Source organism: Paenarthrobacter aurescens, from assembly GCF_041549525.1.
Lineage (GTDB): Bacteria > Actinomycetota > Actinomycetes > Actinomycetales > Micrococcaceae > Arthrobacter > Arthrobacter aurescens.
This window is the reverse complement of record NZ_CP157456.1, coordinates 2,561,817-2,586,797: the sequence shown is the minus strand read 5'-3', so window position 1 is coordinate 2,586,797 and position 24,981 is coordinate 2,561,817. Positions and strand designations below refer to the sequence as shown.

25 protein-coding genes are annotated in these 24,981 nt (G+C 62.7%); 13 read left to right on the top strand and 12 right to left on the bottom strand.

Annotated elements, in window-relative coordinates; translation table 11 throughout:
* Nucleotides 1-26 precede the first annotated feature (26 nt).
* Genes ABI796_RS11975 through ABI796_RS11960 form a run of 4 tightly spaced genes read left to right on the top strand, consistent with a single transcriptional unit; the run spans nt 27 to nt 4,037 of the window.
* The gene (locus ABI796_RS11975; RefSeq protein WP_141282623.1) at nt 27-800 is read left to right on the top strand and encodes an ABC transporter permease; all 774 of its coding nucleotides are present in this window, start codon (nt 27-29) and stop codon (nt 798-800) included.
* Nucleotides 800-1,579, top strand: coding sequence for an ABC transporter permease (locus tag ABI796_RS11970; protein WP_141282625.1), 780 nt, complete (start codon nt 800-802; stop codon nt 1,577-1,579). The genes ABI796_RS11975 and ABI796_RS11970 overlap by 1 nt, the downstream gene beginning before the upstream one ends.
* Entirely contained in the window at nt 1,576-2,430 is an 855-nt protein-coding gene (locus tag ABI796_RS11965) for an ABC transporter ATP-binding protein (RefSeq protein WP_141282627.1), read from the top strand. Before ABI796_RS11970 ends, ABI796_RS11965 begins: the two co-directional genes overlap by 4 nt.
* Nucleotides 2,427-4,037: a sulfatase-like hydrolase/transferase gene (locus tag ABI796_RS11960; protein ID WP_141282629.1), complete on the top strand. Its 1,611-nt coding sequence runs from the start codon at nt 2,427-2,429 to the stop codon at nt 4,035-4,037. Before ABI796_RS11965 ends, ABI796_RS11960 begins: the two co-directional genes overlap by 4 nt.
* A gap of 63 nt (nt 4,038-4,100) precedes the next feature.
* Here the strand turns inward: ABI796_RS11960 and ABI796_RS11955 are convergent, their stop codons facing one another.
* Nucleotides 4,101-5,075: a helix-turn-helix domain-containing protein gene (locus ABI796_RS11955; RefSeq protein WP_141282631.1), complete on the bottom strand. Its 975-nt coding sequence runs from the start codon at nt 5,073-5,075 to the stop codon at nt 4,101-4,103.
* Nucleotides 5,076-5,323: 248 nt separating this feature from the next.
* On the opposite strand from ABI796_RS11955, the gene ABI796_RS11950 reads away from it, so the two are divergent.
* Nucleotides 5,324-6,799 (top strand): APC family permease, encoded by a 1,476-nt coding sequence (locus ABI796_RS11950; protein ID WP_141282633.1) that lies wholly within the window; start codon nt 5,324-5,326, stop codon nt 6,797-6,799.
* 83 nt (nt 6,800-6,882) lie between these two features.
* Here the strand turns inward: ABI796_RS11950 and ABI796_RS11945 are convergent, their stop codons facing one another.
* Both ABI796_RS11945 and ABI796_RS11940 read right to left on the bottom strand, forming a co-directional pair.
* Nucleotides 6,883-7,683: a MoaF C-terminal domain-containing protein gene (locus tag ABI796_RS11945; RefSeq protein ID WP_141282635.1), complete on the bottom strand. Its 801-nt coding sequence runs from the start codon at nt 7,681-7,683 to the stop codon at nt 6,883-6,885.
* A gap of 123 nt (nt 7,684-7,806) precedes the next feature.
* Entirely contained in the window at nt 7,807-8,553 is a 747-nt protein-coding gene (locus tag ABI796_RS11940; protein WP_141282722.1) for an IclR family transcriptional regulator, read from the bottom strand.
* Between the two features lie 130 nt (nt 8,554-8,683).
* On the opposite strand from ABI796_RS11940, the gene ABI796_RS11935 reads away from it, so the two are divergent.
* Nucleotides 8,684-10,018, top strand: coding sequence for an MFS transporter (locus ABI796_RS11935; protein WP_141282637.1), 1,335 nt, complete (start codon nt 8,684-8,686; stop codon nt 10,016-10,018).
* 110 nt (nt 10,019-10,128) lie between these two features.
* Here the strand turns inward: ABI796_RS11935 and ABI796_RS11930 are convergent, their stop codons facing one another.
* Nucleotides 10,129-10,797, bottom strand: a complete 669-nt coding sequence (locus ABI796_RS11930; RefSeq protein WP_246095723.1) for a phosphoribosyltransferase — start codon at nt 10,795-10,797, stop codon at nt 10,129-10,131.
* Between the two features lie 86 nt (nt 10,798-10,883).
* On the opposite strand from ABI796_RS11930, the gene ABI796_RS11925 reads away from it, so the two are divergent.
* On the top strand, nt 10,884-11,297 hold the full coding sequence (locus ABI796_RS11925) for a MarR family transcriptional regulator (RefSeq protein WP_141282641.1): 414 nt from the start codon (nt 10,884-10,886) through the stop codon (nt 11,295-11,297).
* Between the two features lie 3 nt (nt 11,298-11,300).
* On the opposite strand, the gene ABI796_RS11920 is transcribed toward ABI796_RS11925, so the two are convergent.
* The 5 genes from ABI796_RS11920 to ABI796_RS11900 form a co-directional block, all read right to left on the bottom strand.
* The gene (locus tag ABI796_RS11920) at nt 11,301-12,131 is read right to left on the bottom strand and encodes an alpha/beta fold hydrolase (RefSeq protein ID WP_141282644.1); all 831 of its coding nucleotides are present in this window, start codon (nt 12,129-12,131) and stop codon (nt 11,301-11,303) included.
* 1 nt (nt 12,132) lies between these two features.
* Nucleotides 12,133-12,462, bottom strand: coding sequence for a biotin/lipoyl-containing protein (locus ABI796_RS11915; protein ID WP_141282646.1), 330 nt, complete (start codon nt 12,460-12,462; stop codon nt 12,133-12,135).
* Nucleotides 12,455-13,540: an alpha-ketoacid dehydrogenase subunit beta gene (locus ABI796_RS11910; RefSeq protein WP_141282648.1), complete on the bottom strand. Its 1,086-nt coding sequence runs from the start codon at nt 13,538-13,540 to the stop codon at nt 12,455-12,457. Before ABI796_RS11910 ends, ABI796_RS11915 begins: the two co-directional genes overlap by 8 nt.
* Nucleotides 13,533-14,585 carry a thiamine pyrophosphate-dependent enzyme gene (locus ABI796_RS11905; protein WP_174754488.1) on the bottom strand — a complete coding sequence of 351 codons (1,053 nt, stop codon included), beginning with the start codon at nt 14,583-14,585 and terminating at the stop codon, nt 13,533-13,535. The genes ABI796_RS11910 and ABI796_RS11905 overlap by 8 nt, the downstream gene beginning before the upstream one ends.
* 138 nt (nt 14,586-14,723) lie before the next feature.
* A complete protein-coding gene (locus tag ABI796_RS11900) occupies nt 14,724-16,109 on the bottom strand; it encodes an amino acid permease (RefSeq protein ID WP_141282650.1) in 1,386 nt (461 codons plus the stop codon).
* A 174-nt stretch (nt 16,110-16,283) separates the two neighbouring features.
* On the opposite strand from ABI796_RS11900, the gene ABI796_RS11895 reads away from it, so the two are divergent.
* The 6 genes from ABI796_RS11895 to ABI796_RS11870 all read left to right on the top strand — a co-directional run bounded on the left by ABI796_RS11895 (nt 16,284) and on the right by ABI796_RS11870 (nt 22,854).
* On the top strand, nt 16,284-16,757 hold the full coding sequence (locus tag ABI796_RS11895; protein WP_141282652.1) for an Lrp/AsnC family transcriptional regulator: 474 nt from the start codon (nt 16,284-16,286) through the stop codon (nt 16,755-16,757).
* 112 nt (nt 16,758-16,869) lie between these two features.
* Entirely contained in the window at nt 16,870-17,589 is a 720-nt protein-coding gene (locus ABI796_RS11890; protein WP_141282654.1) for an NUDIX hydrolase, read from the top strand.
* The gene (gene nadA / locus ABI796_RS11885) at nt 17,586-18,893 is read left to right on the top strand and encodes a quinolinate synthase NadA (protein ID WP_141282656.1); all 1,308 of its coding nucleotides are present in this window, start codon (nt 17,586-17,588) and stop codon (nt 18,891-18,893) included. The genes ABI796_RS11890 and nadA overlap by 4 nt, the downstream gene beginning before the upstream one ends.
* 62 nt (nt 18,894-18,955) lie before the next feature.
* Nucleotides 18,956-20,812 carry an L-aspartate oxidase gene (locus tag ABI796_RS11880; RefSeq protein ID WP_141282658.1) on the top strand — a complete coding sequence of 619 codons (1,857 nt, stop codon included), beginning with the start codon at nt 18,956-18,958 and terminating at the stop codon, nt 20,810-20,812.
* Nucleotides 20,805-21,677 (top strand): carboxylating nicotinate-nucleotide diphosphorylase, encoded by an 873-nt coding sequence (gene nadC, locus ABI796_RS11875; protein ID WP_141282660.1) that lies wholly within the window; start codon nt 20,805-20,807, stop codon nt 21,675-21,677. Before ABI796_RS11880 ends, nadC begins: the two co-directional genes overlap by 8 nt.
* A 7-nt stretch (nt 21,678-21,684) precedes the next feature.
* Nucleotides 21,685-22,854, top strand: a complete 1,170-nt coding sequence (locus tag ABI796_RS11870) for a cysteine desulfurase family protein (protein ID WP_141282663.1) — start codon at nt 21,685-21,687, stop codon at nt 22,852-22,854.
* A gap of 7 nt (nt 22,855-22,861) precedes the next feature.
* Here the strand turns inward: ABI796_RS11870 and ABI796_RS11865 are convergent, their stop codons facing one another.
* From ABI796_RS11865 to ABI796_RS11855, 3 genes are all read right to left on the bottom strand, one after another.
* Complete coding sequence (locus tag ABI796_RS11865; RefSeq protein WP_141282665.1) at nt 22,862-23,356, bottom strand: GtrA family protein; 495 nt, start codon at nt 23,354-23,356, stop codon at nt 22,862-22,864.
* A gap of 18 nt (nt 23,357-23,374) precedes the next feature.
* On the bottom strand, nt 23,375-24,253 hold the full coding sequence (locus tag ABI796_RS11860) for a fumarylacetoacetate hydrolase family protein (protein ID WP_141282667.1): 879 nt from the start codon (nt 24,251-24,253) through the stop codon (nt 23,375-23,377).
* A 100-nt stretch (nt 24,254-24,353) separates the two neighbouring features.
* On the bottom strand, nt 24,354-24,950 hold the full coding sequence (locus tag ABI796_RS11855; protein WP_141282669.1) for a DM13 domain-containing protein: 597 nt from the start codon (nt 24,948-24,950) through the stop codon (nt 24,354-24,356).
* Nucleotides 24,951-24,981: the final 31 nt, after the last annotated feature.

Sequence of the window (24,981 nt, the reverse complement as noted above, 5' to 3'; positions counted from 1 at the left end):
GCCGGAAGCACCATGGGAGATTCATCATGAAAGCATCTATCCGTCCCTATGCGTTCAGTGCCCTGGGCATAGCGGGAGCCTTGGTCATCTGGCAGGTGTTGGCTGTGGCCAAGGCAGCAGGAAATGCCCTGCCATCGGCTACCGAGGTGTTTGCCACGCTCGCGACCATTCTGGGGACAGGCACTTTCTGGTCCGCTCTGGGCGCCACGCTTGCCATCGCATTGCTCGCGCTGGCTATGGCAGCCTTGGCGGGGGTGGTCCTGGGACTGCTCATAGGCAGCTTCGAATCAGTTCGGTACGCCACTTTGGCTGTCCTGGAATTCCTGAAGCCGGTTCCCCCGATCGTTATTCTTCCCCTCGCCGTTTTGGTACTTGGCCCCACTGCTGAGATGGCGCTCTTCCTGGTGGTCTTCGGATGCCTGCTCCCTATTGTCATGCAGACCGTAGACGGCGTTCAGGGAACCGACCCCGTGGCACGCGATACTGCCCGCTCGTACGGCATGGGCCAGGGGGAGATTCTGGCTCGGGTGGTCTTGCCCAGCGCCATGCCGTATATCGGCACTGCCATGAGGGTGGCGGCCCCTGCTGCCTTGGTGGTCACCGTGGTGGCCGGCCTTCTTGGCGGCGGTCCGGGCCTGGGCCAAAGCATTTACCAAGCACAGGCGGCGGGTGATTACGCCAGCCTCTACGCCCTGGTGATTGTCCTCGGCGTCCTGGGTCTGTTGTTTCAAGGTGCTACCCGGCTGGCCGAGCGCCGGGTCCTGCACTGGCATGAGTCCTACCGGGAAGTGGTGCGCTGATGAGAAACCCCGCAATCCGAAACTGGGTGATCGGAGCAGGCACTCCTGTGCTGCTGTTGATCATCTGGTGGTTCCTTTCCGCGGACTCCACCGATCCCTTTTTCCCGCCGCTGGAAACCATCCTTGTCCGCTTCCAGGAACTGTGGCTGTTTGAGCATTTCCAGTCCGATGTCCTCCTGAGCTTGGGGAACCTGTTCCTGGGTTTCGCCATGGCAGCGGTGGCCGGGGTTGCCCTGGGCTTCGCCACAGCACTGGTTCCTCCGGTCCGGTGGATGATCGATCCCCTGATCCATTTCCTCCGTGGAATTCCTCCAGTGGCATTGGTGCCGATCTTCATCTCCCTGATCGGCTTCGGTACACAGATGCGCGTAACCAGCATCGCTTTGGCGGCGTTGTTTCCCACCATGATCGCCACAGTGGACGGCATTCGGAGCGTCAGCAACGATCTCCTGGACGTAGCCAAGGTCTACAGGTTCAGCCGTAAGGAACGCGTGGTCAATGTCCTCCTCCCCGCAGCGATGCCCCAAATTTTCTCAGGACTGCAAGTGAGCCTTCAAGTGGCCTTCATCGTGATGATCGCCAGCGAAATGCTGGGCAGTTCCCAGGGCATCGGAGCCATGACCTTGCTGGCTCAGCAGAGCTTCATGACCGCTGACATGTGGGCAGGCATCCTGCTCCTGGGTGTCATCGGATTCCTGGTCAACGTGCTGTTCAGCCTGCTCAAGCGCAAGGTCCTGTCCTGGTACATCGGATCCCGTCGCATGGCGCGTGCAGCATGAGCGTCCGGCAGGCCCCGTCCCTCCCCATCCCCAACAGAAAGTCCACCATGGCACAGCAACCAGAAACCCGCATCAGTGCGACCACCCCTCGGCTGGACGTGGCGCATCTGGCCAAGACCTACGGCAGCGGCGAAAAATCACACACAGTCATTGAAGATCTCACTTTCACTGTGGACGCCGGCGAAGTTGTCTGCATAGTTGGCCCGTCAGGGGTTGGAAAGACCACTCTCCTGAAATGTCTGGCCGGCCTTCATCCGGCGAGCAGCGGACGTGCAGCCATTGACGGGCGGACCATCAGCGGCCCACCGCCGGAGATGGCGTTGGTTTTTCAGGACTACAACCGCTCGCTCATGCCATGGCTGACCGTCCGGAAAAACCTGATCCTTCCCTTGCGGCACCTCAAGTTGCCCGCGGCGGAACTGAAGGAGCGCTGCGACAGTGCCTTGGCCGCCGTCGGACTCTCCCATGCCCATAACCAGTATCCGTGGCAGTTGTCCGGCGGCATGCAGCAACGCGTGGCGATTGCCCGGGCGCTGGCGTATCGGCCGGAGATCCTCATCATGGACGAGCCCTTCGCTTCCGTGGACGCGCAGACCCGCTTTGATCTGGAGGATCTGTGCCTGAAGATCCGGAAAGACTTCAACATGACTATTTTGGTGGTGACCCACGACATCGATGAGGCCGTCTACCTGGCTGATCGTGTTGTGGTGCTCGGTTCCCGGCCCGCCCGCGTCCTCAAAGTGGTGGACGTGGACCTGCCGGCACCACGGGACCAAATCACTACGCGTTCGTTGCCGGAATTTGCGCGGCAGCGAACCGAAGTACTGTCCCTCATTAAGAGGCCCGCATGAGGGGGCGGCGAGCGGCGGCTGGGAACCGCCGGCCCAATATCCTGTTCATCATCGCGGACCAGCTCCGGTCCGACCACCTCGGCTTCGGAGGCAACGCCACAGTCAAGACGCCTAACCTGGACGCTCTCGCAGCCAAGAGCGTGGTTTTTGACAATGCCACGGTGGCCAACCCCACGTGCATGCCCAACCGTGCCAGCCTGGTGACCGGACGCTGGCCTTCTGCACACGGCACCCGTTGCAACGGCATTACTTTGGATCCATTGACGCAGACAGTTCCGCGTTCCCTGTGGGCAGGTGGCTACCGCACAGTGGGCGTGGGGAAGCTCCATCACCAGAACATGGGGTGGGAGTTTGAGCCGCACCAGGCAGAGGAGATCCTGTCCACGGACCCTCTGTTGTTGGACCCCGGTACCAGCGATGCCCGGCGTCAGGGCTTAAGCCCGGGTTGGGATCAGTGGGAAAACCGGGAGGCCCATGACGCCCGTTTCATACCGCTGCCCGCGGACTACTACGGCTACCAGCACGTGGACCTTGTCATCGGTCACGGTGACCGGCCCGGCGGCCACTACGTCCATTGGGCCCGGGAGCGCGGCGTTGATCCCGAATCGCTGGGAGGTCCGTCAAATTCCTCTGCTACCTACAGCGGCTGGGATCAGGTGTACCAGACGGCTGTTCCGGCCGATATGCACCCCACAAGCTATGTGAGCGAGAAAGCAATTGAACACCTCAAGGATGCCGCAGGGCAGGATCAGCCCTTCTTCATGTTTGTCTCCTTCCCGGATCCGCATCATCCGTTCTCGCCCCCGGCAGGCTATTCAGATCTATACAATCCAGAGGACCTGCCACTGCCGCTGGGTTTCGAACAGGACCACGCCTCCTCACCTGCGCACGTGAGGAACATGATCGAACGCCGGGGCGAGCCGAACATGGACCCCACCATGACGTGGGCGGCTACGGAGGAGCAGTACAGGTTCGCGGCGGCCGCCCAATATGGCCTGATCACCATGATGGATGAGCACATCGGCCGAATCCTGGATGAGCTGGATCGCCAGGGACTGGCCGAGGACACCATTGTGGTGTTCACCAGCGATCACGGAGATCTCTTTGGTGACCACGGCCTCATGCTCAAACATTTTGTCCATTACCGCGCGGTGACCAATGTGCCGTTGATGGTGCACCTTCCCGGAGGCTTGCCGCGGCGTACCAAGGCTCTGGTTTCCAGCGCGGATCTAGCCCCGACGCTTCTTGAGCTCACCGGCTCCAAAGGCTATAGGGGCATTCAGGGACGCTCCCTTGTGTCCCTGCTGCAGGGGGAGACTGAGAGTCATCGGGACTCGCTCCTGGTGGAGGAAGAACAACCATTCGGCTTGGACGGACTGCCGGGACCTGTCCGGATGCGGACAGTTATCACAGCTGAGGGCAGGCTGACCCGCTACTTCGGCACGGGGATTTCAGAGCTCTACCATCACGGCGAAGACCCCGGGGAACTGGTCAACCGTGCCGGCGATCCTGCCTACGCCGACTTGGAAGACCGGCTGTTGCGAACCATGCTCGAAGAGATGGCAGCCCTCACGGACCAGGGCACGGCCCCCACGGCGGCCGCTTAGCCGCGGCTCTGCGGGGCCTAAGTGCTCGACGGCGGCTGCCGGGTTGGCCGGTTCAGCCAGCCGTCAGTGACTGTTGCGGTAGCCAGTGGGGGAGTTCCCGAACGCGGCGCGGAAGATGCGGCTGAAATGCGCGGCATCGGTGAACCCCCACCGCGCCGCGATGGCTGTCACGGCTCGATCAGCCAGCACAGGATCCCTCAGGTCCCGCCGGCACCGTTCGAGCCGCCGCTGGCGGATGGAGGAGGCCACCGTGGTACCGATTTCCTGGAAGAGGTCATGCAGATGCCGCGTGGAGATGTAATGGGCTGCGGCTATGGTTCCGGGGGAGAGCTCAGGATCACCGAGATTGGCCTCGATGTAGTCATGGATGCGGCCCAGCAGCAGCAGATGCGGATCCCGGCCGGTCTCAATGAGTTGATCAAGCTCACCGTTGAAAAGTGTGGTCACCAGATCCAGGGCATTGTGGACCAAGCGGAGCCCGTTGGTGCCGGAAAGGGCCTCGAGGTTGTCGGCGAGTTTGACCAGGAAGGGGCTGATAAGTTCGCCAAGGCCCTCATCGCCGGGAATGCGCAGGGCTGTTACATGTCCCATGGCTTCTGCAGGCAGGTCCAGCAATACGTGCGGGAACATGAGCACCAAAGTGCGGAAGTCGTCGTCGAACGTTAATTGGTACGGGCGGGAGGTGTCGTAAATGGAGAGATCGCCGGGGCGCAGCACCGCCTCCCGCTCATCCTGAACCAGGCGGCCCGAACCAGCGAGCTGGATGCTGAGTTTGAAGAAGCGCCCCGTGGACTTGGCAATCAGCTCCGGCGTGCGCAGGACAGTGTGCGGTCCGGCCGTGATTTCAACTACGGAGATCTGCCCCAGCACGCGAGCGCGCATGACGCCTCGGAAGGTGGAGCCTTGGAAAGATGAGCTCTTGGGACCCGTAGCCACCAGGGGCACGAAAGAGTTGGAGATTGCTTTGCTCCACTCCTGGAAAGACTCCGCCACGATGGTTTCCACGGTTGCGGGGCCCGTATCAGCCGCGACGGTCATCAAACTCCTCTTCAAGGGTCACTCGTCAACCGCCCGCGGCGCCGCTGCCACTGGGCCGGGAATGCCGGTTGTGCGGACGTGAGCTTGCCCACGATTCTACACCGGGACCGGCCCGCGACCGTGCTTGCGTGCAGCGACAAACACCCTGCCGTGTGAGACAAGTCACGCAAGGGCCCTGCGGTGGAAGATTGCGGAATGACAGACACCGTGCCGCGCAATCTCCCGCGGCACCGAGGCAGGAGCACACTATGAGCGTGGACAACCCCGTCAAGGGCAGGGCCGCCGGAGCCGTAGGCACCAAGAGGCGGCTCGGCGTACCGGCAGTAACCTTCATGATTATCGCGGCCTCGGCGCCGCTGACCGTTCTCGCGGGCGGCGTAACCACCACCTTCGCGGTTACCGGCGTGACCGGCGTGCCGCTGTCCTTCCTGATCCTGGGCGCAATTCTGGCGCTCTTCGCTGTTGGCTACGCCGCCATGAGCCGCTACGTCACCAATGCCGGCGCGTTCTACGCATATATCGCACAGGGCATCTCACGGCCGGCAGGCGTAGGGGCATCACTGATTGCCCTCATGGCCTACAACCTCATGCAGGTAGGAATTTACGGGTTGTTCGGCTTCACCGTCTCCTCACTGCTGTCCGCCCGGCTTGGCGTGAGCGTTCCCTGGTGGATTCCCGTGCTGGTGTGCATCGGAATTGTCGGATGGCTGGGGGTGAACAGGGTGGACCTGTCCGCCAAGGTTCTTGGCGTTCTGGTTGCCCTGGAGTTCCTGGTGGTCATTGTGTACGACGTCATGAGCCTTGCGGTGGCCCCCGAAGGCGTTACGGCAGCAACGTTCAGCCCCGAAAGCCTGTTTGTTCCCGGCATTGGAGCAGTTCTCTCCTTCGGCATCGCCGCCTTCATGGGCTTCGAATCCGCAGCTATTTATGGTGAAGAGTCCAAGGACCCCAAACGCACCGTTGCCCGTGCCACCTTCGCTGCTGTTGGCATCATCGCCGTTTTCTATGCCGTCTCTGCATGGGCCATGACCATAGGAGCGGGACCGTCCGCCGTGATTGAGGCGGCCACCACCAACGGCCCGGACATGATCTTCGCATTCCTGGGCACTCACGGCGGCGTGCTGCTCAGCGACATCGCCCAGATCCTCTTCGTCACCAGCCTCTTCGCCGCGCTCGTCAGCTTCCACAACGCAGTAGCCCGCTACTTCTTCTCCCTTGGCCGCGAGCGCGTCCTGCCGTCAGCACTGGCCAAGGTGCGGACCGAAAGCGGGGCGCCCTTCGCCGGTTCGCTGGCGCAGACGGTGATTGCCGTCGTCGTGACCATCGCTTTCGCCATCGCCGGCTCGGGTTCCGAACTCGGCGAACTCTATCCCGTCCTTACCATGTTCACCTGGCTTACCAACAGTGGTGCAATCGGCCTCGTGCTGCTGATGACAGTGGTCTCTGTGGCAGTGATCGGCTTCTTCCGCCGGGAAAAGCACGGCGCGAGCCTGTGGGTCAGGGTGATTGCCCCAGGTGTTGGATTCGCACTCCTGGCGGTGGTCTTCGTGCTCATCATGGCCAACTTCAATGTCCTGCTGGGACAGACTGAGTCGACGGCTGTCACGTTTGTCCTGCCGATGCTGGTCTTGTTGCCTGGAGTTGCTGGTGTCATTTGGGGTTTGCGGCTGCGGCGCTCGCAGCCGGCACTGTACGCCCGGATCGGCCATGGGGCGGACCACTGATAACCGTCCCAACCTGAAGGAAGCCCCGGCGAGTGTCGCCGGGGCTTCCTTGTTTTCTTCAGTTCATGTTCCGCATCGGAGGGCTACATCCCCGTAGCGGGGTCGAGTTCCGGGCTGTGCCGGCTGATGCTGATCAGGCGGCCATGTGCACCGAACGTGAAGTGGACCGGTTTTGTGCCTGCCTCATCCCATCCGAAAAGGCTGCCGTGGGACCTGATGGCGTGAGGATCGCGGTGGTCTGCAATGGTGACTGAACCACAGGGTATGACCTTCTCCCGCCAGGTAAAGACGAAGATACCGGGGCGGATTTGGTACACAGTGTTGGAGTCCGTGTCCGCCAATCCGCGCTCGGGGCCAGCGAGGCATTGCCAGGTGTACCAAGTGGGGCTGAGGTAGATGTGTTCGTAGGCGTGGGATTCGCTGTAGACCCATTCAACGCGTCGGCCGATGAGCGCGTGGCTTTCGGCTACCGGGATCCCCGTGGCCTGATGATCATCGAGCGTTCCCGGGCGGAAATCGTGCTGGACAGCAACGCTGGAGGCGGTTGCCCTGCCGAGTGCGGCGCCAATGTAGAGCGCCCGGCCGTGCAGCAGATCCAGGATCAGGGAAACGGCAAATTGGGGATCCTGCTGACTCTGCCACTGGGCGTAGTACAGTTCCTCGGCCACCTGGAACGCCTCGTAGGGCGCGGTTCCTGAATGGCCTGCCGCAGCCCACTGGACTTCTTCGTCGTCGAAGCTGAACGTCATGGGTCCGCCGTCGTTGCGCAGGGAGAAGTCCTTCCCGGCCAGGTCCTGCACGGTGGGGGCTTTGTTGGCGTCGAAGCCGGGGGCCAGTCCGTCCAGGGGTAGCCAGTTGGAGGTGTCTAGGAGATTCAGGCTCATGGGTTCCTTCTCAGGCTCGAATGAAGGACCGGACGGAATGCCCGGTCCTTCATTCGAGTATTCGCGGCGGAACGGCCATCGTCTTGTGCTGTGGGGCACGTCAGTTGACCCGCAAGGAAGGGTTCAGGCCAGCTGGCTTTCGATCCTTGCCGCGCTCGCGGCCAGTGCCTTGCCCACGGCATCGGAGTCCTGGTCCAGCCGGATGTAGACGACGGCGATCGCGGCCGGCCGTCCGCCGGGAACGTGGATGGGGGCGGCTATGGAGGACAGCCCGGCGATGACTTCATCGTGGCTGGTGGCGTATCCGAGGCGGCGGGCTTCGTGGGCTTCAGGGCGGTAGGGGTTGCCTGCGCCCACCTGCTGCCAGCGTTCCTCCGTCATGCTCGATTGGATGGCGATTCCCGGGGCGCCTGTGCTCACGGGGTGGCGGCTGCCGGGATGTTGGGCAAGTGCGGCCCCCGAGTGTCGCGGCTCCACAGTGACCAGGGTGACGCATTCCTGATGGTCCCACACTGCCAGGAATGCGGTCATGTGCAGCGTGTTGGCCAGTTGGGTGAGCTCGGGGAGGGCGGCGGTTTGGAGGTTCCGTGAGACTCCGCGGGCAAGGACTGCCAGGCCGGGGCCGGGCTGAACGCGCCCGGAGTCGTCGCGCACCAAGAGTGAGTGGTCCTCCAAGGTTCGCAGGATCCGGTACGCCACGGATCGGTGGACGCCCAGGGCTTCGGTGAGTTCAGCGATGCTGAGGGGCTTTTCCGCGGCCGCGAGAATCTCCAGCGCCCGGATTCCGCGTGAAAGCGTTTGCGACGGCGGAACCTGGGTTGGTGCTTCCGGGGTGCCCTTGACGTCGCTGCGGGGATTCATGCGAACCATTCTATGGTGGCCTGCACCGCAGGGGTCTGTGCTTTGGCTCACAGGTTGTAGTATTCTTTCCTAACTGACCGTTCTGTCGGTTTATGCAAGTCACGTGCCGACCAGTCACTCTCACCCCAATGGAGTTCCAATGACCGCAACTTCCACTGTCGACTCCCCGTCAGGACCCAGCAGCAAGCGCGAAGAGCGCCGGGTACTGGCCGGGACGTTGGTGGGCACCACGATTGAGTGGTACGACTTCTTCATCTTCGCCCAGCTGACGGCTACTTTGCTGGCCCCGTTGTTCCTTTCTCCGTTGGAGAAGTCCAACCCGGGAGTAGCCCAGCTGCTGTCCTTCGCCACAATCGGCATCAGTTTCCTGTTCCGCCCACTCGGAGCGTTCGTCGCCGGACACCTTGGCGACAGGATGGGCCGCAAGGCTGTACTCGTTATGACCCTGGTCATGATGGGAGCTGCAACTGCGCTGATCGGCTTGCTGCCCACCTACGCAACAATCGGCGTCTGGGCCCCTGTCCTGCTCATCACCCTGCGCGTGGTCCAAGGGTTCTCCGCGGGTGGCGAATGGGGCGGCGCTGCACTCATGGCTGTGGAGCATGCCCCGCTGAAAAAGCGCGGACTCTTCGGCGCCTACCCGCAGATCGGTGTTCCGATCGGCATGATCCTGGCCACCGGGCTGTTGTTCCTGCTGCAGTCGGGAATGTCCAAGGAAGATTTCGCCTCATGGGGCTGGCGTGTGCCGTTCCTGTTGTCGGTGGTCCTCATCGTGGTGGGTTACCTCATCCGTCGCGCTGTTGGTGAGAGCCCGGTCTTCAAGGAAATCGCCCAGCGCAAGGCTGAAAGCAAGGCCCCCTTGGGCGAGCTGTTCAGGAAGAACAAGAAGGAAGTTGTTCTGGCCGCGCTGATCTTCATTGCAAACAATGCAGCAGGCTACCTGTTGATTGCCTTCTTCATCTCCTACGCCACCCGTACGTTGAAGATGCCCACACCCCAGGTTTTGCTCGCCACTACCATCGCCTCTTTCGGCTGGCTCATCTTCACCATGGTGGGCGGTTGGCTCTCGGACAAAATCGGCCGCGTCAAAACGTTCCTGATCGGTTATGGCTTGGTCTTCGCATGGATGATTCCCATGTTCATGCTGATCGATTCCAAGGACATCCTGCTTTACGGTACGGCCCTGTTTGTCCTCACCATCGGCTTGGGCCTGTCCTACGGACCCATGTCTGCCATGTACGCAGAGATGTTCCCGGCCCAGGTCCGGTACTCCGGAATCTCCATCGGCTACGCCCTGGGCGCCATTCTGGGTGGTGCCTTTGCTCCGCTCATCGCTCAAGCACTCCTTGACACCACCAAGTGGTCCGGATCGGTGGGCATCTACATCATGGTTCTCTGTGTCATCTCCGCAATTGGCGTCATCCTGGCCAAGGAAACCCGCGGCCGTCCACTGGGATACAGCGTCCACCACTAGGGTCCGCTACAAAGGCCATTGCGAGCACAAACGAAAGGGTGCGGTCCTCTGGGACCGCACCCTTGCGGTGCTTCAACAACAAGAGCGCGTTGCTCCATGGACGACGCCGGTTACTTGCGCCCGCTGGGAGCTGCACTTTCAAGCTGGCTGACGACGTCGGCGTCGGACAACTGCTCGAAGCGTTGGTAGAAGGCGCCAACAGCGTGGAATTTGCCCGGCGTGTGCAGGGCCATCACAAAGTCGCAGACCCGGGCCAGCGACGTTGAGGCTTCCAACGATGCCACGGGCACCGCGGCGATCACCGTGGCGGCACCGCCGGCCCGCACCGCCTCTACGGCTGCCCGCATGGTGGCCCCCGTGGCCAGTCCGTCGTCGGCCAGCACCACTGTCTTTCCGCGAAGATCGTGCTCGATGCCAGGATAAGTTTGGGCGCGGCGGGTCAGTTCGGAGCGTTCACGGGCTTCCACGGCATCCAAAGCGGACTGGGAGATTCCGTGGGCGAGAATGAGCTCCTTCAGGGGCCTGTTGACCATCCGCAGAACGTCACCCTGCGACCACGCCAGTGCCCCGAAAGCGGTCTCCACACGGCCGGGGATGCCCAGCTTGCGGACCAGTACGGCACCGAAAGGCAGGAATAACTCTGCAGCTGCTGCGGCGGCTACCGGGACTCCGCCACGGGCCAGGCCCAAGACGATGGTCTCAGGCCGTTCCCTCAGTTGGGGGAGTCCTTCAGCCAGGCGCCGACCCGCTTCCGCGCGGTCCTTGAAACGCATGCCCATCTGCTCCACTTCCACGTAATTCGTTGCATGTCCAAGCCTACAGTCCACACCTTGCCCGGTGACGCCCCCGCTGAAAGCATGGGCTTGTGAACAAGCCAATCGGATATTGGATCAAGAGGCTCGACGCCGCCCTGGAAGCCCAGCTCGATGCCACCCTGTCCCGGATCAAACTCACCCGGCGCCAATGGCACGCCCTGGGTGCACTCTCGGAAGGTGCCATGCTGCCGGATCAGCTGGAGGACATCCTCCAGCCGCTCTGGGGTGGCGATACCAAGCTGCGAGAGCGGGAGCTTGCCGCCCTGGTGGGGCGTGGACTGATCACCATGATCGACCACCGGCTGGCACTGAGCGAACATGGCCGGGACACATACCACCAGGCCCAAAGGCTGGTGGAGGATGCCCGCGAAGACCTGTCCATGGGCATCGGCATTGACGAGTACGCCATGGCGCTGAGCGTGCTGGAGCGCATGAGCCTCAACGCCGAGCGCCTGACCCGCTGAGAACTACACGCCGAGGAACTGAACGGCAGCTTCTTTGAAGGCCCTGCTGGTTATCACGTTGGTGTGGGTCCGCCCGGGAATTACCAGGGTCTCCACCATTCCACCCCGGGCGCCGGCCAGGGCGGCCAGCTCCGGCATGGTGGTTGCCCGCTCGTCTTTCTCCCCGGCAACCAGCAACAGCGGCATGTGAGGAGCGGCTTCGGCGGGATCGAACGGCTCGCCCTTGATGGCTTCAATGAGGGACAGCATGGCGAACAGGTTGTTGCTGGGGAGCATTTGCGCCATCTTCAGCAAGCCGGCCGTGGACGCGTCCTCGATGGGTGTGCCGTCGGCCAGGTGCCGCTGGGCGGCGGCGAGGTCAAAGGCTGCCAGCGGATCCGCCGAGCTCGGGCCGCCCAGGACGATGCGGTGAACCAGGTCCGGCTGGGTGGCACCAAATTCCCACGCCAGCCGCGAACCGAGCGAGTAGCCAATGATGTCCAGTCCAGTGGACGGGTCACCATCGCGCAGGGGCCGGGCGCCGGCGTCGGTGACTATTTGGAGAAGGTCGGCGCGGATGCGGCTGGGCGTATAGGAATCCAGGTCCTCAGGGGAGTGGCTTCGGCCGTGACCGGGCAGGTCCACTGTGATCACCCTCCGTCCCGCATCCTGCAGGGTGGTGATCCAGCCGCTGTCCGCCCAGTTCAGTTTGGTCGAGGAGGAGAATCCATGGATCAGCAACACAGGACGCAGGCCGGCGTCATTGCCTGGCTCGTGAACTTCCACGAAGAGCCCGGGGTCGGTGCCCTCTACTGTGTGCCTGTGCTGTTCCATGGTGTGCCTGCCGGTCATCATGTCAGTCCTCATCGAGTACGGCGCTCAGGCGGACCCGGCGCTTGGGTGCTTCGTCCTTCGGAACAGTGCCCACGATCCCGGCGGTGTCATCCGGGACCTCGAACACAATCAGCGGCTCGCCAACGTTGATCGTGTCGCCGGGCGCTCCGTGAATACGCACCACTTTACCCGCCTGGGGGCTGGGCAATTCGAGCGCTGATTTGGTGGTTTCGAGCTCCACAATCGGCTGGTTGCGTTCCACTTGCTGGCCGGGCTCCACCAGCCACTCCAGCACGGTTGCTTCAATGAGGCCCTCGCCGAGATCAGGAAGCGGGAAGGAAATTTCAGCCACGGCGGTACTCCAGTACGCGTTGGATCCCAAAGAGGATGCGATCAATGTTGGGGATGTATTCGTCTTCCAGGTCGCCGGAAGGATAAGGGACGTCAAAACCGGTGACACGCTCCACTGGAGCCTTGAGCGTCGAGAAACAACTCTGCGTGATGAGTTGGGCCACCTCGGCACCCAGTCCGGAGGTCAGCGGCGCTTCATGAACGACGACGGCGCGCCGCGTCTTTCCCACGGACCTCGCCAAAGCTGCAGCATCAATCGGTTTCAGCCAGCGCAGGTCCAGGACCTCGACGTCGATGCCGTCCTCAGCTGCCAAGTCAGCAACCTGCAGGCAGCGGGCAACCATAGCGCCCCACGCCACGAGGGTGATGTGCCGTCCTTCCCTGGCCACACGGGCGCCGGTGAGGCTGCCGCCGTTGTCCGCATCGGCGTCGTGCACTGCTGTGCCTGGAAGGGCGTTGGTGACATCCACCGGCCCCTTTTGCCAGTAGCGGGACTTCGGTTCCATGAAAATCACCGGGTCCGGCCGGGTGGCAGCGTACTTCAGCAGATGATAGGCATCGTGCGGCGTGGAGGGAGAAACCACTTTGAGCCCCGGGACGTGGGCGAAGAGTGCTTCAAGGCTTTCGCCGTGGTGTTCCGGTGCCCGGATGCCGCCGAAGCTGGGCACGCGCAGGGTGATGGGCATGGGCAGCGTGCCGCGGCTGCGGTAATTCATGCGGGCAATCTGGCAGACGATCTGGTTGATGGCCGGATAAGCGAAACCATCGAACTGGACCTCGGGGATGGGATGGAATCCTGCCATGGCCAGGCCCACTGACATGCCGAGGATGCCGGATTCGGCCAAGGGGGTGTCAAAAACCCGTTGCTCGCCGTGCTTGGCCTGCAGGCCGTCGGTAATGCGAAAGACTCCACCCAATCGTCCACAGTCCTCGCCGAAGATCACCGTTTTAGGGTCCTCGGCCAGAATTTCATCCAGTGCCCGGTTGAGGGCCTGTTGCATGGACATCTGCTGGACGCCGGGGGCAGCTGTGGCCGGGTTGTTCTCTTCCCGGCGCGCTTGGGTAATGGTCTCAGACATGTTCGGACTCCTCGCGCCACGCTGTGGCCTGGGATTGAAGGGCGGGCGTTGGTTCCTGGAAGACGAGGCTGAACATCTCGGAGCCGGGCCGGGGGCCGAGGTCCGCTATGCCTGCGCGGACGGCTTCTTCTTCCTCTTCCGCCAAACGCTGTGCCTCTGCGAAGAATGCTTCGTCGGCCACGCCTTCTTCGAGGAGCCGCTGCCTGAATCGCGTCAAAGGATCTTCACCGGCATCAAGGCGTTCCTCCTCCAGCGTGCGGTAACGGCCGGGATCGTCGGCAGTGGAGTGCGGGCCGCGGCGGTACGTCATGGCTTCGATCACCACTGGACCGTTACCTGCGCGGCAGTGGGCGAAAGCGGAACGGGTGGCTTCGTAGACGGCTACCACGTCATTGCCGTCCACCTGCAAGGAGGGAATTCCATAACCGGCAGCGCGGGCCGCCACGGAGCCGCCCGCTACCTGGCGTTCTGTGGGGACCGAGATTGCCCAGCCGTTGTTCTGGATGAAGAAGACCACGGGGGACTTCATGACGGCGGCGAAGTTCATGGCTTCGTGGACGTCGCCTTGGGAGGATGCACCGTCGCCGAAGTAGGTCATGGCTACGCCCATCTCGCCCGCCGCGTGGCCGGCAAGCGTTTGGCCGTGGGCCCAGCCCACAGCATGCAGGACCGAACCCGCCACCACGGCCTGGATGGGGGCAAACCGGGACTCCAGGGGGTTGTACATTCCGCCGTGCCAGGTTGCCTTGTGGGTGGACATGTAGCCCACCATGTCCAGGCCCATGGCCCGGGCTACGCCCATTTCGCGGTAGGTGGGAAAAACGAAGTCGCGGGTCCGGTCCACGGCGTAGCCGCTGCCTACCTGAGCAGCCTCCTGGCCGAGCTCTGGGGCGTATCCAGGGATGATTCCCTGGCGCTGCCAGGCCACGGCTGAGGTGTCCAGGTGACGAACGGCAGCCATGAGGTTGTACAGCTCACGAAGTTGAGGGTGGGTGAGCGGGGCCGCGTCATCCTCGACGACGGCCGGCACAGGATTGGTAGTCATGCCTGTGACCCTAGTCACCGTAATGGCCTGTGCGCAATCAGCTCAGTTCAAACGGAACACTTTGTACAATTTGGGCAAAAGAAGAAGCCCTGCACAGTACAAACTGTGCAGGGCTTCTGGAAGGTAATTAGCAGGCGGTTACTTTGCGGGAGTGGCGTGTTTGGCGGCCTTGGACCTGGCGTTGATAAAGCAGCCGGCGGCAATGACCAGGATCAGGATGAACGTTCCAATGAGCTGCCCTGCGCTTTCCGGGTTGGCGAAGCCCACCACCAGGATCAGGCCCAGCAAGATCAGCCCCACGATGGTGAGGTAGGGGAAGCCCTTCATGCGCAATGGCAGTTCGGTGCCGTCCCTGTCAGCCCGGCGGCGAAGGATGAACTGGGAAACCAGCGCTGTACCCCAAACCACCAGGCAGGTGGAACCAACCAGGTTCAACAATGCCGGCAGGATTTTTTCCGGGAACAGGAGTTCAAGGACCGTGGCAATAAAGCCGAAGGCAACTGAAATACCGACGGCGGCCACGGGGACCTTCGAGGCACTGAGGCGGGACAGGAAGCGCGGAGCTTCGCCGCGTTCGGACAGGGAGAAGATCATGCGGGAGGCGCCGTACAGGTTGGCGTTGAGGGCGGAGAGCAGGGCCACCACGGCTACGAGTGTGATCGCGGCACCGGCACCGGGGATGCCTGCCAGGTCCAGCACGCCGGCAAACGGGGACTTCAGTCCTTCCGAGCCCACGGGGAGCACCGCTGCGATCACAAAAACGGATCCGATGTAGAAGACCAGGATGCGCCACACCACCGTGCGGATGGCCTTGCCAACGCTGTGGGCGGGGTTCTCGGTTTCAGCGGCAGCAACGCTGACGATCTCTGTTCCACCGAAGGCAAAGATGACCACGAACAAGGCGGCAGCAATGCCGCCGATCCCGTTCGGAGCAAAGTCACCGAATGCCGAGAAGCCGGGGGAGGGGACGTTGGGCAGCCAGCCGAACAGCAAGGCGGCGCCGATGAGCAGGAAGATGACGATCGCGGCGACCTTGAGGATGGCGAACCAGAACTCAAACTCGCCGAAGTTGCGCACGCCCACCAGGTTGATGCCGGTGAATACCACCATGAAGACCAGTGCAAGGACCCACACGGGGATGACCGGCCAAATGGAAAACAGCAGCCCGGCCGCGCCGATGGCTTCTGCGGCAATGACCACTACCAACTGCAGCCACCACAGCCAGCCAATGGTTCCGCCGGCTGTCTTGCCCATGGCTTTTTCGGCGTAGACGGAGAACGCGCCGCTGTTGGGGTTGGCGGCCGCCATTTCGCCAAGGGCCCACATGACCAGGATGATCAGCGTCCCGGCTACGAGGTAGGAGATGAGCACTGCAGGGCCGGCGGCTTGAACGCCTGCTCCCGAACCCAGGAACAGGCCTGCGCCGATCGCGCTGCCCAGGCCCATCATGGTCAGCTGGCGTGGCTTCAGTGAATGGCCGAGGCCGGACGTGGGGGCAGGAGCCGCGATGGACTTCGTTGTCATACGTGTCTACCTTCTATGGATTACATGCTGGTTTGGCGTGCTGGCCTTATGGACGTGGCACGCGGGCGTCGACGACGCAGCAAGAGCCGTGGAATAATTCTCGCAGTTTGTAAGATACATCACTTTTTGCTGTAGCGATGTGATGGCTACGGATCCCCGGGGACAGGAACTTTGATGCTGGTCGATGCGCTTGATGCAAAAATTGTACGTTTCTTCACGGATTCGCCGCGATCTTCCGTGTTGGAGGCCTCCCGAGTGCTCCGGGTTGCCCGGGCCACGGTGCAGTCCCGGATCGATCGCATGATCGAGAACGGGGTCATCGGGTCCTGGGTTCCCCAACCTGATCCGGCCAATTTTGGCTTTCCTGTGGTGGCGTTCTGTTCCGTCACCATCACCCAGGAGATCGGCCATGACGCGATCATTGAAAGCTTGAGTGCCATCCCGGAAATTATCGAGGTCCACACGGTCACGGGTAATTCGGATCTGATGGTCAGGATTGCAGCGCGGTCCAACCCGGACATGCAGCGTGTCCTTGATGCCATGATTGCCACCAAATCAGTGGTCCGGTGTTCATCGGTGATCGTGCTGAACAGCCACATCCAGGGCCGCACGCTGCCGCTGATGGAGGCTGCCGCGAAGTCAGTGTGACGTAAAGCATTTTGCCGTGGGGCTGTTGAGCCGTACCATTAGTTCTAGTCAAGATGACTTTAACTAGATTTCCGGGATCACGATGAACGGTTCCGGGCGGCGATGAAGCGAGGTGAACGCCGTGAACACCAACTCAGCCAACGTGGCCGAGCGGCGGCTCGCACCGCCGTCGTTGGCTATTTCAACGGTGATTTTCGCGCTCCGCCCCAGCGAGACCTCCGGGCGACCCACACTCTGGCTGCCCCTGGTCCGCCGGATCCGTGAGCCCTACAAGGACATGTGGGCACTGCCCGGGGGGCCCCTGGCCCATGATGAATCCCTCCAGGACGCCGCTTCACGGAACCTCCGCGAAACCACAGGGCTGGCACCCCAATACCTCGAGCAGCTGTACGCTTTCGGTGGCCTTCACCGGTCACCCACCCAGAGGGTCGTCTCAATCGTGTACTGGGCCCTGGTTCAGCCCACCGAGGCCGCCCTTGCCGATGAATCCGAGAATGTGCGCTGGTTCCGGGCAGACAGGCTCGGCGAACTGGCCTTCGACCACAACGCGATTGTCGAATACGCACTCTGGCGGCTTCGCAACAAGATGGCCTACGGGTCCATCGCCTACCACCTGCTGGGCGAGTTCTTCACGCTCGCCCAAGTCCGCGAAGTCTACGAGGCCGTGCTGGATCGCCAGCTTGATCCCGCAAACTTCCGCAGGCAAATCAAGGCAACACCGGAAATCGAAGAAACCGGTGAATACCTGCAAGGCGGAAAACACCGCCCCCCACGCCTCTACCGCTTCACCGGCACGCCCGGCCTCGGGCCAGATAACAGGAGTACACCATGAGCAGCGTCAACACTGCCGTCCAGCTGATCACTCGCGAAGAGGCTGAAAAGGGCCTCTCACGCGCAGGGTCCACGTGCAGCCCTGCCCTGGCCAGGGGCCCCTGGGAATACGACCTCGCAGAATCCCTTGCGGGTGCGCCCGCCTATGGTCCGGGTGCCTCCAGCGAGGACGTTGCCCCCAAGGCTACGCCCCGCCAAGGCCAGCTGCCCGAAGAGTACAAAAAAGCCACCGACGCCGAGCTGGACGCCCGCATCCGGGCGGCCAAAGCAACACTCGGGGACCGCGCCGTCATTCTGGGCCACTTCTACCAACGCGATGAAGTCATCCAGTACGCAGACTTTGTAGGCGACTCCTTCCAGCTTGCCAACGCGGCATTGACCAGGCCGGACGCCGAAGCGATCATTTTCTGCGGCGTGCACTTCATGGCAGAGACAGCGGACATTCTCTCCACTGCCGAACAAGCCGTCATCCTGCCCAACCTCGCCGCCGGTTGCTCCATGGCTGACATGGCAGATGAAGATTCAGTGGAGGAATGCTGGGAGCAGCTCGAAGAAATCTTCGGCACGGAGCCAGACGCATCCGGACGCGTACCGGTCATCCCCGTCACCTACATGAACTCTTCAGCTGCACTGAAAGCGTTCTGCGGACGCAACGGCGGCATAGTGTGCACCTCCTCCAACGCCAAAGTGGTTCTGGAATGGGCTTTTGAGCGCGGCCAGCGGGTCCTGTTCTTCCCTGACCAGCACCTGGGCCGTAACACCGCCAAGGCACTGGGCGTTCCGCTGGAGCAGATGCCCATGTGGAACCCGCGCAAGGAACTCGGAGGCAACGACGAACAAACACTGCAGGAATCCCGGGTCATTCTCTGGCACGGCTTCTGCTCAGTTCACAAGCGCTTCAACGTGGGCCAGATCGAAAAAGCCCGGCAAGACTTCCCCGGCGTCAACGTGATCGTCCACCCCGAATGCCCCATGGAAGTAGTGGACGCCGCAGACTCCGCAGGATCCACCGACTTCATCAAAAAGGCCATCGCCGCCGCCACCGAACCCACCACGTTCGCCATCGGCACCGAGATCAACATGGTGAACCGGCTCGCCGCCGAGAATCCGCAGCACACCATCTTCTGCCTCGATCCCGTCATTTGCCCGTGCTCCACCATGTACCGCATCCACCCCGGCTACCTCGCCTGGGTCCTGGAAGAACTCGTGGAAGGACGCATCGTCAACCGCATCACCGTTGACGACTCCGTACAGGACAACGCCAAAATTGCGCTGGAACGCATGCTTGCAGCCAAGCCTGCCTAGCAAGCCACCCAGCATCACTTCATCGGGTGCAACAGCACCGGACTAGTCGAATCGAGCCTCACATGAGAGCAGAGAGCCCAACTGACGGGACTGCCCGCCAACGGCTGGTGGTGGTCGGAAGCGGCATCGCAGGGCTGTACTCGGCCCTGCTTGCCGCAGATGCCGGCGCTGACGTGGTGCTGTTGACCAAAGGTGCCCTCGCTGACAGCAACACCTACTACGCCCAAGGCGGGATCTCCGCTGTGTTGGACGAGCCCGCCCCCGGCGACACCGTTGCAGCCCACATCGCTGACACACTCAAAGCCGGGGCCGGCCACTGCAACGAAGAAGCAGTACAGGTGCTGTGCACCGAGGCGCGGCTGGACATCGCCGGGCTGGAACGTTACGGCGTGCTCTTCGACCTCGACCACGACGGCGATCCCGCCCTGGGACTTGAAGCAGCCCACTCAGCTCCGCGCATCCTGCATACCGGCGGCGATGCCACAGGAGCCGGGGTAGCGGCCGCGCTGATCAGGACCGTCCTGGACTACCAGGCCGCAGGAAAGATCCAGGTGATTGGACACGCCCAAGTAACCTCGCTCTCCCTGGGCGGAGATCAGGGTGGACGCGTGGTGGGGGCCAATTTCCTTCACGAAGGGCGCCACCTCGGTGTCCACGGTGACTCCGTCCTGCTCGCCACCGGCGGAGCTGGACAACTCTTCGCGCAAACCACCAATCCGGCTGTGGCAACAGCAGATGGCTTGGCGCTCGCATGGCGTGTGGGTGCCGCCGTCGCCGACCTTGAGTTCTTCCAATTCCACCCCACCTGCATGGTGCTTCCTGAGGAAGCCCGCGAAGCCGAGGGCAACAATGACCCCCTGCTCATCTCCGAAGCGGTGCGGGGCGAAGGCGCCATCCTGGTAGACGCCACCGGTCACCGCTTCATGCCCGACTACCATCCGGATGCCGAACTCGCACCCAGGGACGTGGTCTCCCGCAGCATCGCCCTGCACCTGGCAAAACTCGGGGACCCCAACGGCCACGTATTCCTCGACGCCACCGTGATCGAAGAACAGCGGGGCCGGGGCTTCCTGGCCAAGCGCTTCCCCACCCTCAGCAAACGCACCCTCCAAGCCGGAGTTGACTGGAGAACAGAGCTCGTCCCCGTGGCACCGGCAGCCCACTACTGGATGGGTGGGGTAGTGACCGACCTCTACGGCCGCACCTCTGTTCCCGGGCTGCTGGCGGCCGGCGAAGTGGCTTGTACCGGAGTGCAAGGCGCCAACCGCTTGGCGAGCAACTCCCTCCTGGAAGGCCTCGTGTTCGGGCGGCGGGCCGTTGAAGCGTTCCTCTACGGTGACCGCGGCGCCACAGGCCCCTTGGCGCCTGCGCTCCCGCCTCGTACCGGCGATCGCCTCGCTAGCTCGGCGGCCGGTTCGGGCCCTCACGCGACAACGGCGCTGTCGGGGCCTCTGGCGCCGCTGGAAGAGGACTTGTCGACTAATCCGGGCGGTTGGGCGTTGGTGTTGGATCCGGTGCCTGCTCCTGTTGCCTGGGAGTTTGAGTCTTTGCCTGGGCCGGGGGCCCGCGAGGTTTCTTTTGCGGAGGCGGGGGTGTTTTCGCGGGGGGCTTTGCGGCGGTTGATGACTGCGAAGGCCGGTGTGTTGCGTGATGGCGTGCTGATTCGTGAGGCCGGGGTGGCGTTGGCTGCCTGGGCAGAGGACGTGCTTCCACTGAATGTGCCTGATTCTTCGGATATTCGGGAGCATGAGGATGCGAATTTGTTGCTGGCGGCGCAGTTGCTGGTACATGCTGCGCGGGAACGGCGGGCGTCTCTGGGGGCCCACTACCGCAGCGACAGCTGGGAGGAACCCGGAGTCGTCGAAGATATTGACAAGCGTTACACCATGAGCCGGAAAGTGAGCCTCGTCCATGACTAACCTGACCCTCCCCGCAGCCCCCGTCCGGGACATCCTGGAACGGGCATTCGCGGAGGACGCACCCAGCGGCGACATCACCTCGCAACTGCTGATCCCCGCAGACGCCCGGGCAACTGCTGTGCTGAATGCGCGCGTCCCGGGTGTTTTCAGCGGCGGTACAGTTTTCCGCGATGCCATGAAGCTCGTAGACCCGGACACTGAGGTTGAGTTGTTGCTCGCCGACGGTGAAACATTCGACGCCGGAACCCACCTCGCGCGCGTCAGCGGCAACGCCCGCTCGGTCCTGCTGGCAGAAAGAGTTGGCCTGAACCTGGTGCAGCGCATGAGTGCCATTGCTACCAAGACGGCCGAGTTTGTCAGGTTGGTGGAAGGGACGCGTGCACGGATCACCGACACCCGCAAAACCACGCCCGGCCTTCGTGTTCTGGAACGCTACGCGGTTCGCTGTGGTGGGGGAGCGAACCACCGCTATAGCCTCTCCGACGCCGTGCTGGCCAAGGATAACCACCTGGCCGTCATGACCGGAGGTGACTCCAGCATGCTGACCGAGCTGCTGATTGCCGCCAAAGCCCAGCTTGGCCACACGACGCACTTCGAAGTTGAAGTGGACCGTGCCGAGCAGATCGAACCAGTACTCGCTGCAGGCGTGGACACCATCATGCTGGACAACTTCTCCGTTGAAGAACTTCGCGCTGGGGTCAAGCAGGTGGACGGGCGTGCCACGGTGGAAGCCAGCGGCAACGTAAACGTCAACACTGTTACCGGGATTGCCTCGGCGGGAGTGGACGTCATCTCCATAGGCGGCCTGACCCACAGTGTGAGCGCCCTCGATCTCGGGCTCGACGTTGTTCTAGAGACTGCCTGACCATCCCATGATCTTCCTGGACGCCGCAGCCACCACTCCGGTCCGCCGTGAGGCCCTTGAGGCCATGTGGCCATACCTGAGTGGTGAGTTCGGCAACCCCTCCAGCCATCACAGCCTGGGCGAAACAGCAGCAGCAGCGCTCGCAGAGGCCCGTTCCGGCGTCGCCAAGGTCCTGAACTGCCGCGCCGGTGAGGTGACCTTCACTTCCGGAGGCACTGAAGCGGACAATCTCGCCATCAAGGGCATTGCGCTGGCCCGGCAGGCCGCTGATCCTTCCCTGAACCGGGTGGTGATCAGTGCGATCGAGCATCCTGCGGTGGAAGAATCAGCCCGGTACCTGGAGCGGGTGCATCACTTCGCCGTGGACGTACTCTCGGTAGACGGGGAGGGTCTGGTTTCTGTTGATGACCTGCGGGCGGTGCTTGGTCCCAGGACCGCACTGGTGAGCATCATGTATGCGAACAATGAGGTTGGAACTGTCCAGCCCATTGCAGCTTTGGCGGCGGTCGCCCGGGAACACGGGGTGCCGTTCCACACCGACGCAGTGCAAGCGGCCGGCTGGTTGCCCCTGGACGTCAAAGCTCTTGGAGTGGATGCCTTGAGCATGTCCGGGCACAAACTTGGAGCGCCGAAGGGATCAGGTGTCCTGTTCACCAAGGGCCGCTTGCGGGTAGAGCCCCTGGTTCATGGCGGGGGCCAGGAGAGGGCCAAGCGCTCCGGCACAGAGAACGTGGCAGGGGCTGTTGCGCTGTCCACAGCTCTCAGGCTCTCCGACGCTGAGCAGGCCCATCAGGCAGCCCGCGTTTCGGAGCTCAGGGATCAGTTCATCCAGCGGATACTGGCCACCGTACCTGATGCCCTGCTCACCGGACACCGCGTTCAGCGCCTGCCCTCTGTGGCGTCTTTCTGCTTCCCCGGCACCAGCGGCGAGTCTGTGCTGCTTGAGCTGGAGCGGCTCGGCGTGGTGTGTTCCAGCGGCTCGGCCTGTGCGGCGGGATCCGACGCGCCCTCGCCTGTTCTGGTGGCGCTTGGCATTGCCCCTGAAACGGCCCAGACTGCGGTGCGTTTCAGCTTCACCTCAGCTGTCACCGACGCCGAACTGGAGCAGGCAGCCGCTGCCGTGGAAACCGCCGTCGGACGCGTCCGGAACTTGGCTGCCCCGCAACAGCGGGAGTAACCACACGCTACACGTGCCGTGCGCGCCGGAAGATCCAGTGCCGCAGCAGGGTAAACCTGACCGCAGTGGCTGCAAAACCGGACAACGTGGTGGTCCACAACTCCTCGGTGACCGTGGCTTCGGGCCTCAGAAGATGCAGCACACCCAAGCTCCCACCGGTGATAATCAGCGCGATGCCAATCACAATCACCCCGCTGAGGTGGTCCTTTGCGCGCTTCCTGCGGCCGGTGATCTTGAACGTCAGCCTCCGGTTCAGGGCCGTGTTCATCAACGACGTCACAATGAGGGCAACGGCGTTGGCGAGCTGGGGATCGATCCATGGACGCAGCAAGGCGTAAATCAAGAGCGAACTCGCGGTGCAGACGATTCCAACGCCCGTGAAGCGGATCAATTGCCGCACTACCGGGTATTTGAGGACACCGCGGTGACGCTTGTGGTGTTTTCCCGGGGGTTTTTGTGAGGGAGACGGGCGAAGCTCAGTGGCCTCCGCAGCTATCTCCATGGCATTAAGCCTGACACACTATGCGGGCTGCTGTTCCCAGGAAGCGGCTGTGACGGGGTTGCGCAGCTCACCGATTCCTTCCACACGGCACACCACGGTGTCCCCGGGCTGAATTCGTGCGCACTCTGCGGGGAAGCCTGTGAGTACGAGATCCCCGGGTTGGAGGGTCATGAAGGAGCTCAGGTACACCAGGATTTCATCCACTTTCCAACCGAGGTCTGCGGAACTCGCCGTTTTCAGTTCGGTGCCGTTGTGGACGATCCCGATTTCCAGATCCGCAACATCGAGGTCCGTGACCATCCAAGGGCCCGCAGGAGTGAAGGTGTCCTGGCTTTTGGCGCTGATCCAGAGCTCGTCAGTCTTTTGGAGGTCGCGGGCGGAGACGTCGTTGCCGATGGTGTATCCCAGTATTGCCGACCTCGCCGTTTCAAGGGTCAAGCCGCGTGCAGCCCGGCCGACGACGATCGTCAGCTCAGCTTCCGGATCCACGTAGCCCACGGTGGAGCTCAGTTGGATTGCTTCCCCGGGCCCAATCACGCTGGAGGCTGCTTTGTGGAAGGCTTGTGGTGGCAGGTCGCGGCCGGGCTGCCCGGTGTTGTGCGCCATGCCGAGCACGTTCACAGGAACTGAAGGGGCCAGGAAAGTAAAGGCATCTTCGCTGACCTGCGCCCCGGGCTCCCAGCCCTGCCTGGCGGGACTGCTGCCATTGGCCCTCGACGCCGGAAAAGGGGACTCCACCACGGTCCATCGGGTTCCTTCCGCAGAGTTGAAATCCGGGGAGTCGTTGGCCACGAAGAATTGCTCGTCAGGACTCTGGCGGGCGATTGACGGGCCGGTCTCCGTAGCCGTCCGGGTGGGCCGGACACGGGCAAGGCGGCGGGGCAGGGGCGAAGTCATGAAGACATCCTACGTCCTCGGGGCGTGTTCCCCTCCGTTGCGGGGCCCGCTTTACGCCCTAAGGCGCGTTGTTGGCCCGCAAAGCGGGCCCCGCAACGCCTTAGGTCAGAGGTGCGGATCCGAAGGCCACGCTGAAGCGGTCGCACCACAACACCACCGATGTCAGCCCCGCGATGTCCGTGCCGGCAGGGACGGGGTAGTTGTGATTGCCGTGCGTGGCTTTGACCGCCCCCAGGTCCACATATCTTCCGGACCGGTACTTGAACCAGTCGCCCCCGGCTTCCAGGCTGCTCAGCCAGACTTTGACGTCCGGCCCGTCGCTGCTGGCAAGGTCCTCAAGGCGGAGCAGATAACTACCATCAGGCAGTTGCACCAGCCGGGCAGTACCCGTGGTCACATGTTCCTGGGATTCGAAAGTGCCCGAGCTCAGAATCACCGGAGTCACCGGAGTCACCGGAGCTGCTGGTGCCGGGAGTGGAGTTGGAAGTGACGTGGACACGGGGGCCGGAATGCTCGCTGAACCTGGTGTGGCAGGCAATGCTTCATAAACGCTGCTGCTGGTAAAAATGCGCCACGGCTGGAACAGTGCAGCCCCGGCTATCCCTACGGAAAGGACCAACACCGTTACCGCAAGTGCCAGGATTCTGTGAGCCCGGATGACCTGCCGCAACCGGTTCATTCTCCACGCTGTGAACATGTTCCAAGGCTAGGCTTCCCGCTGGGTTTTT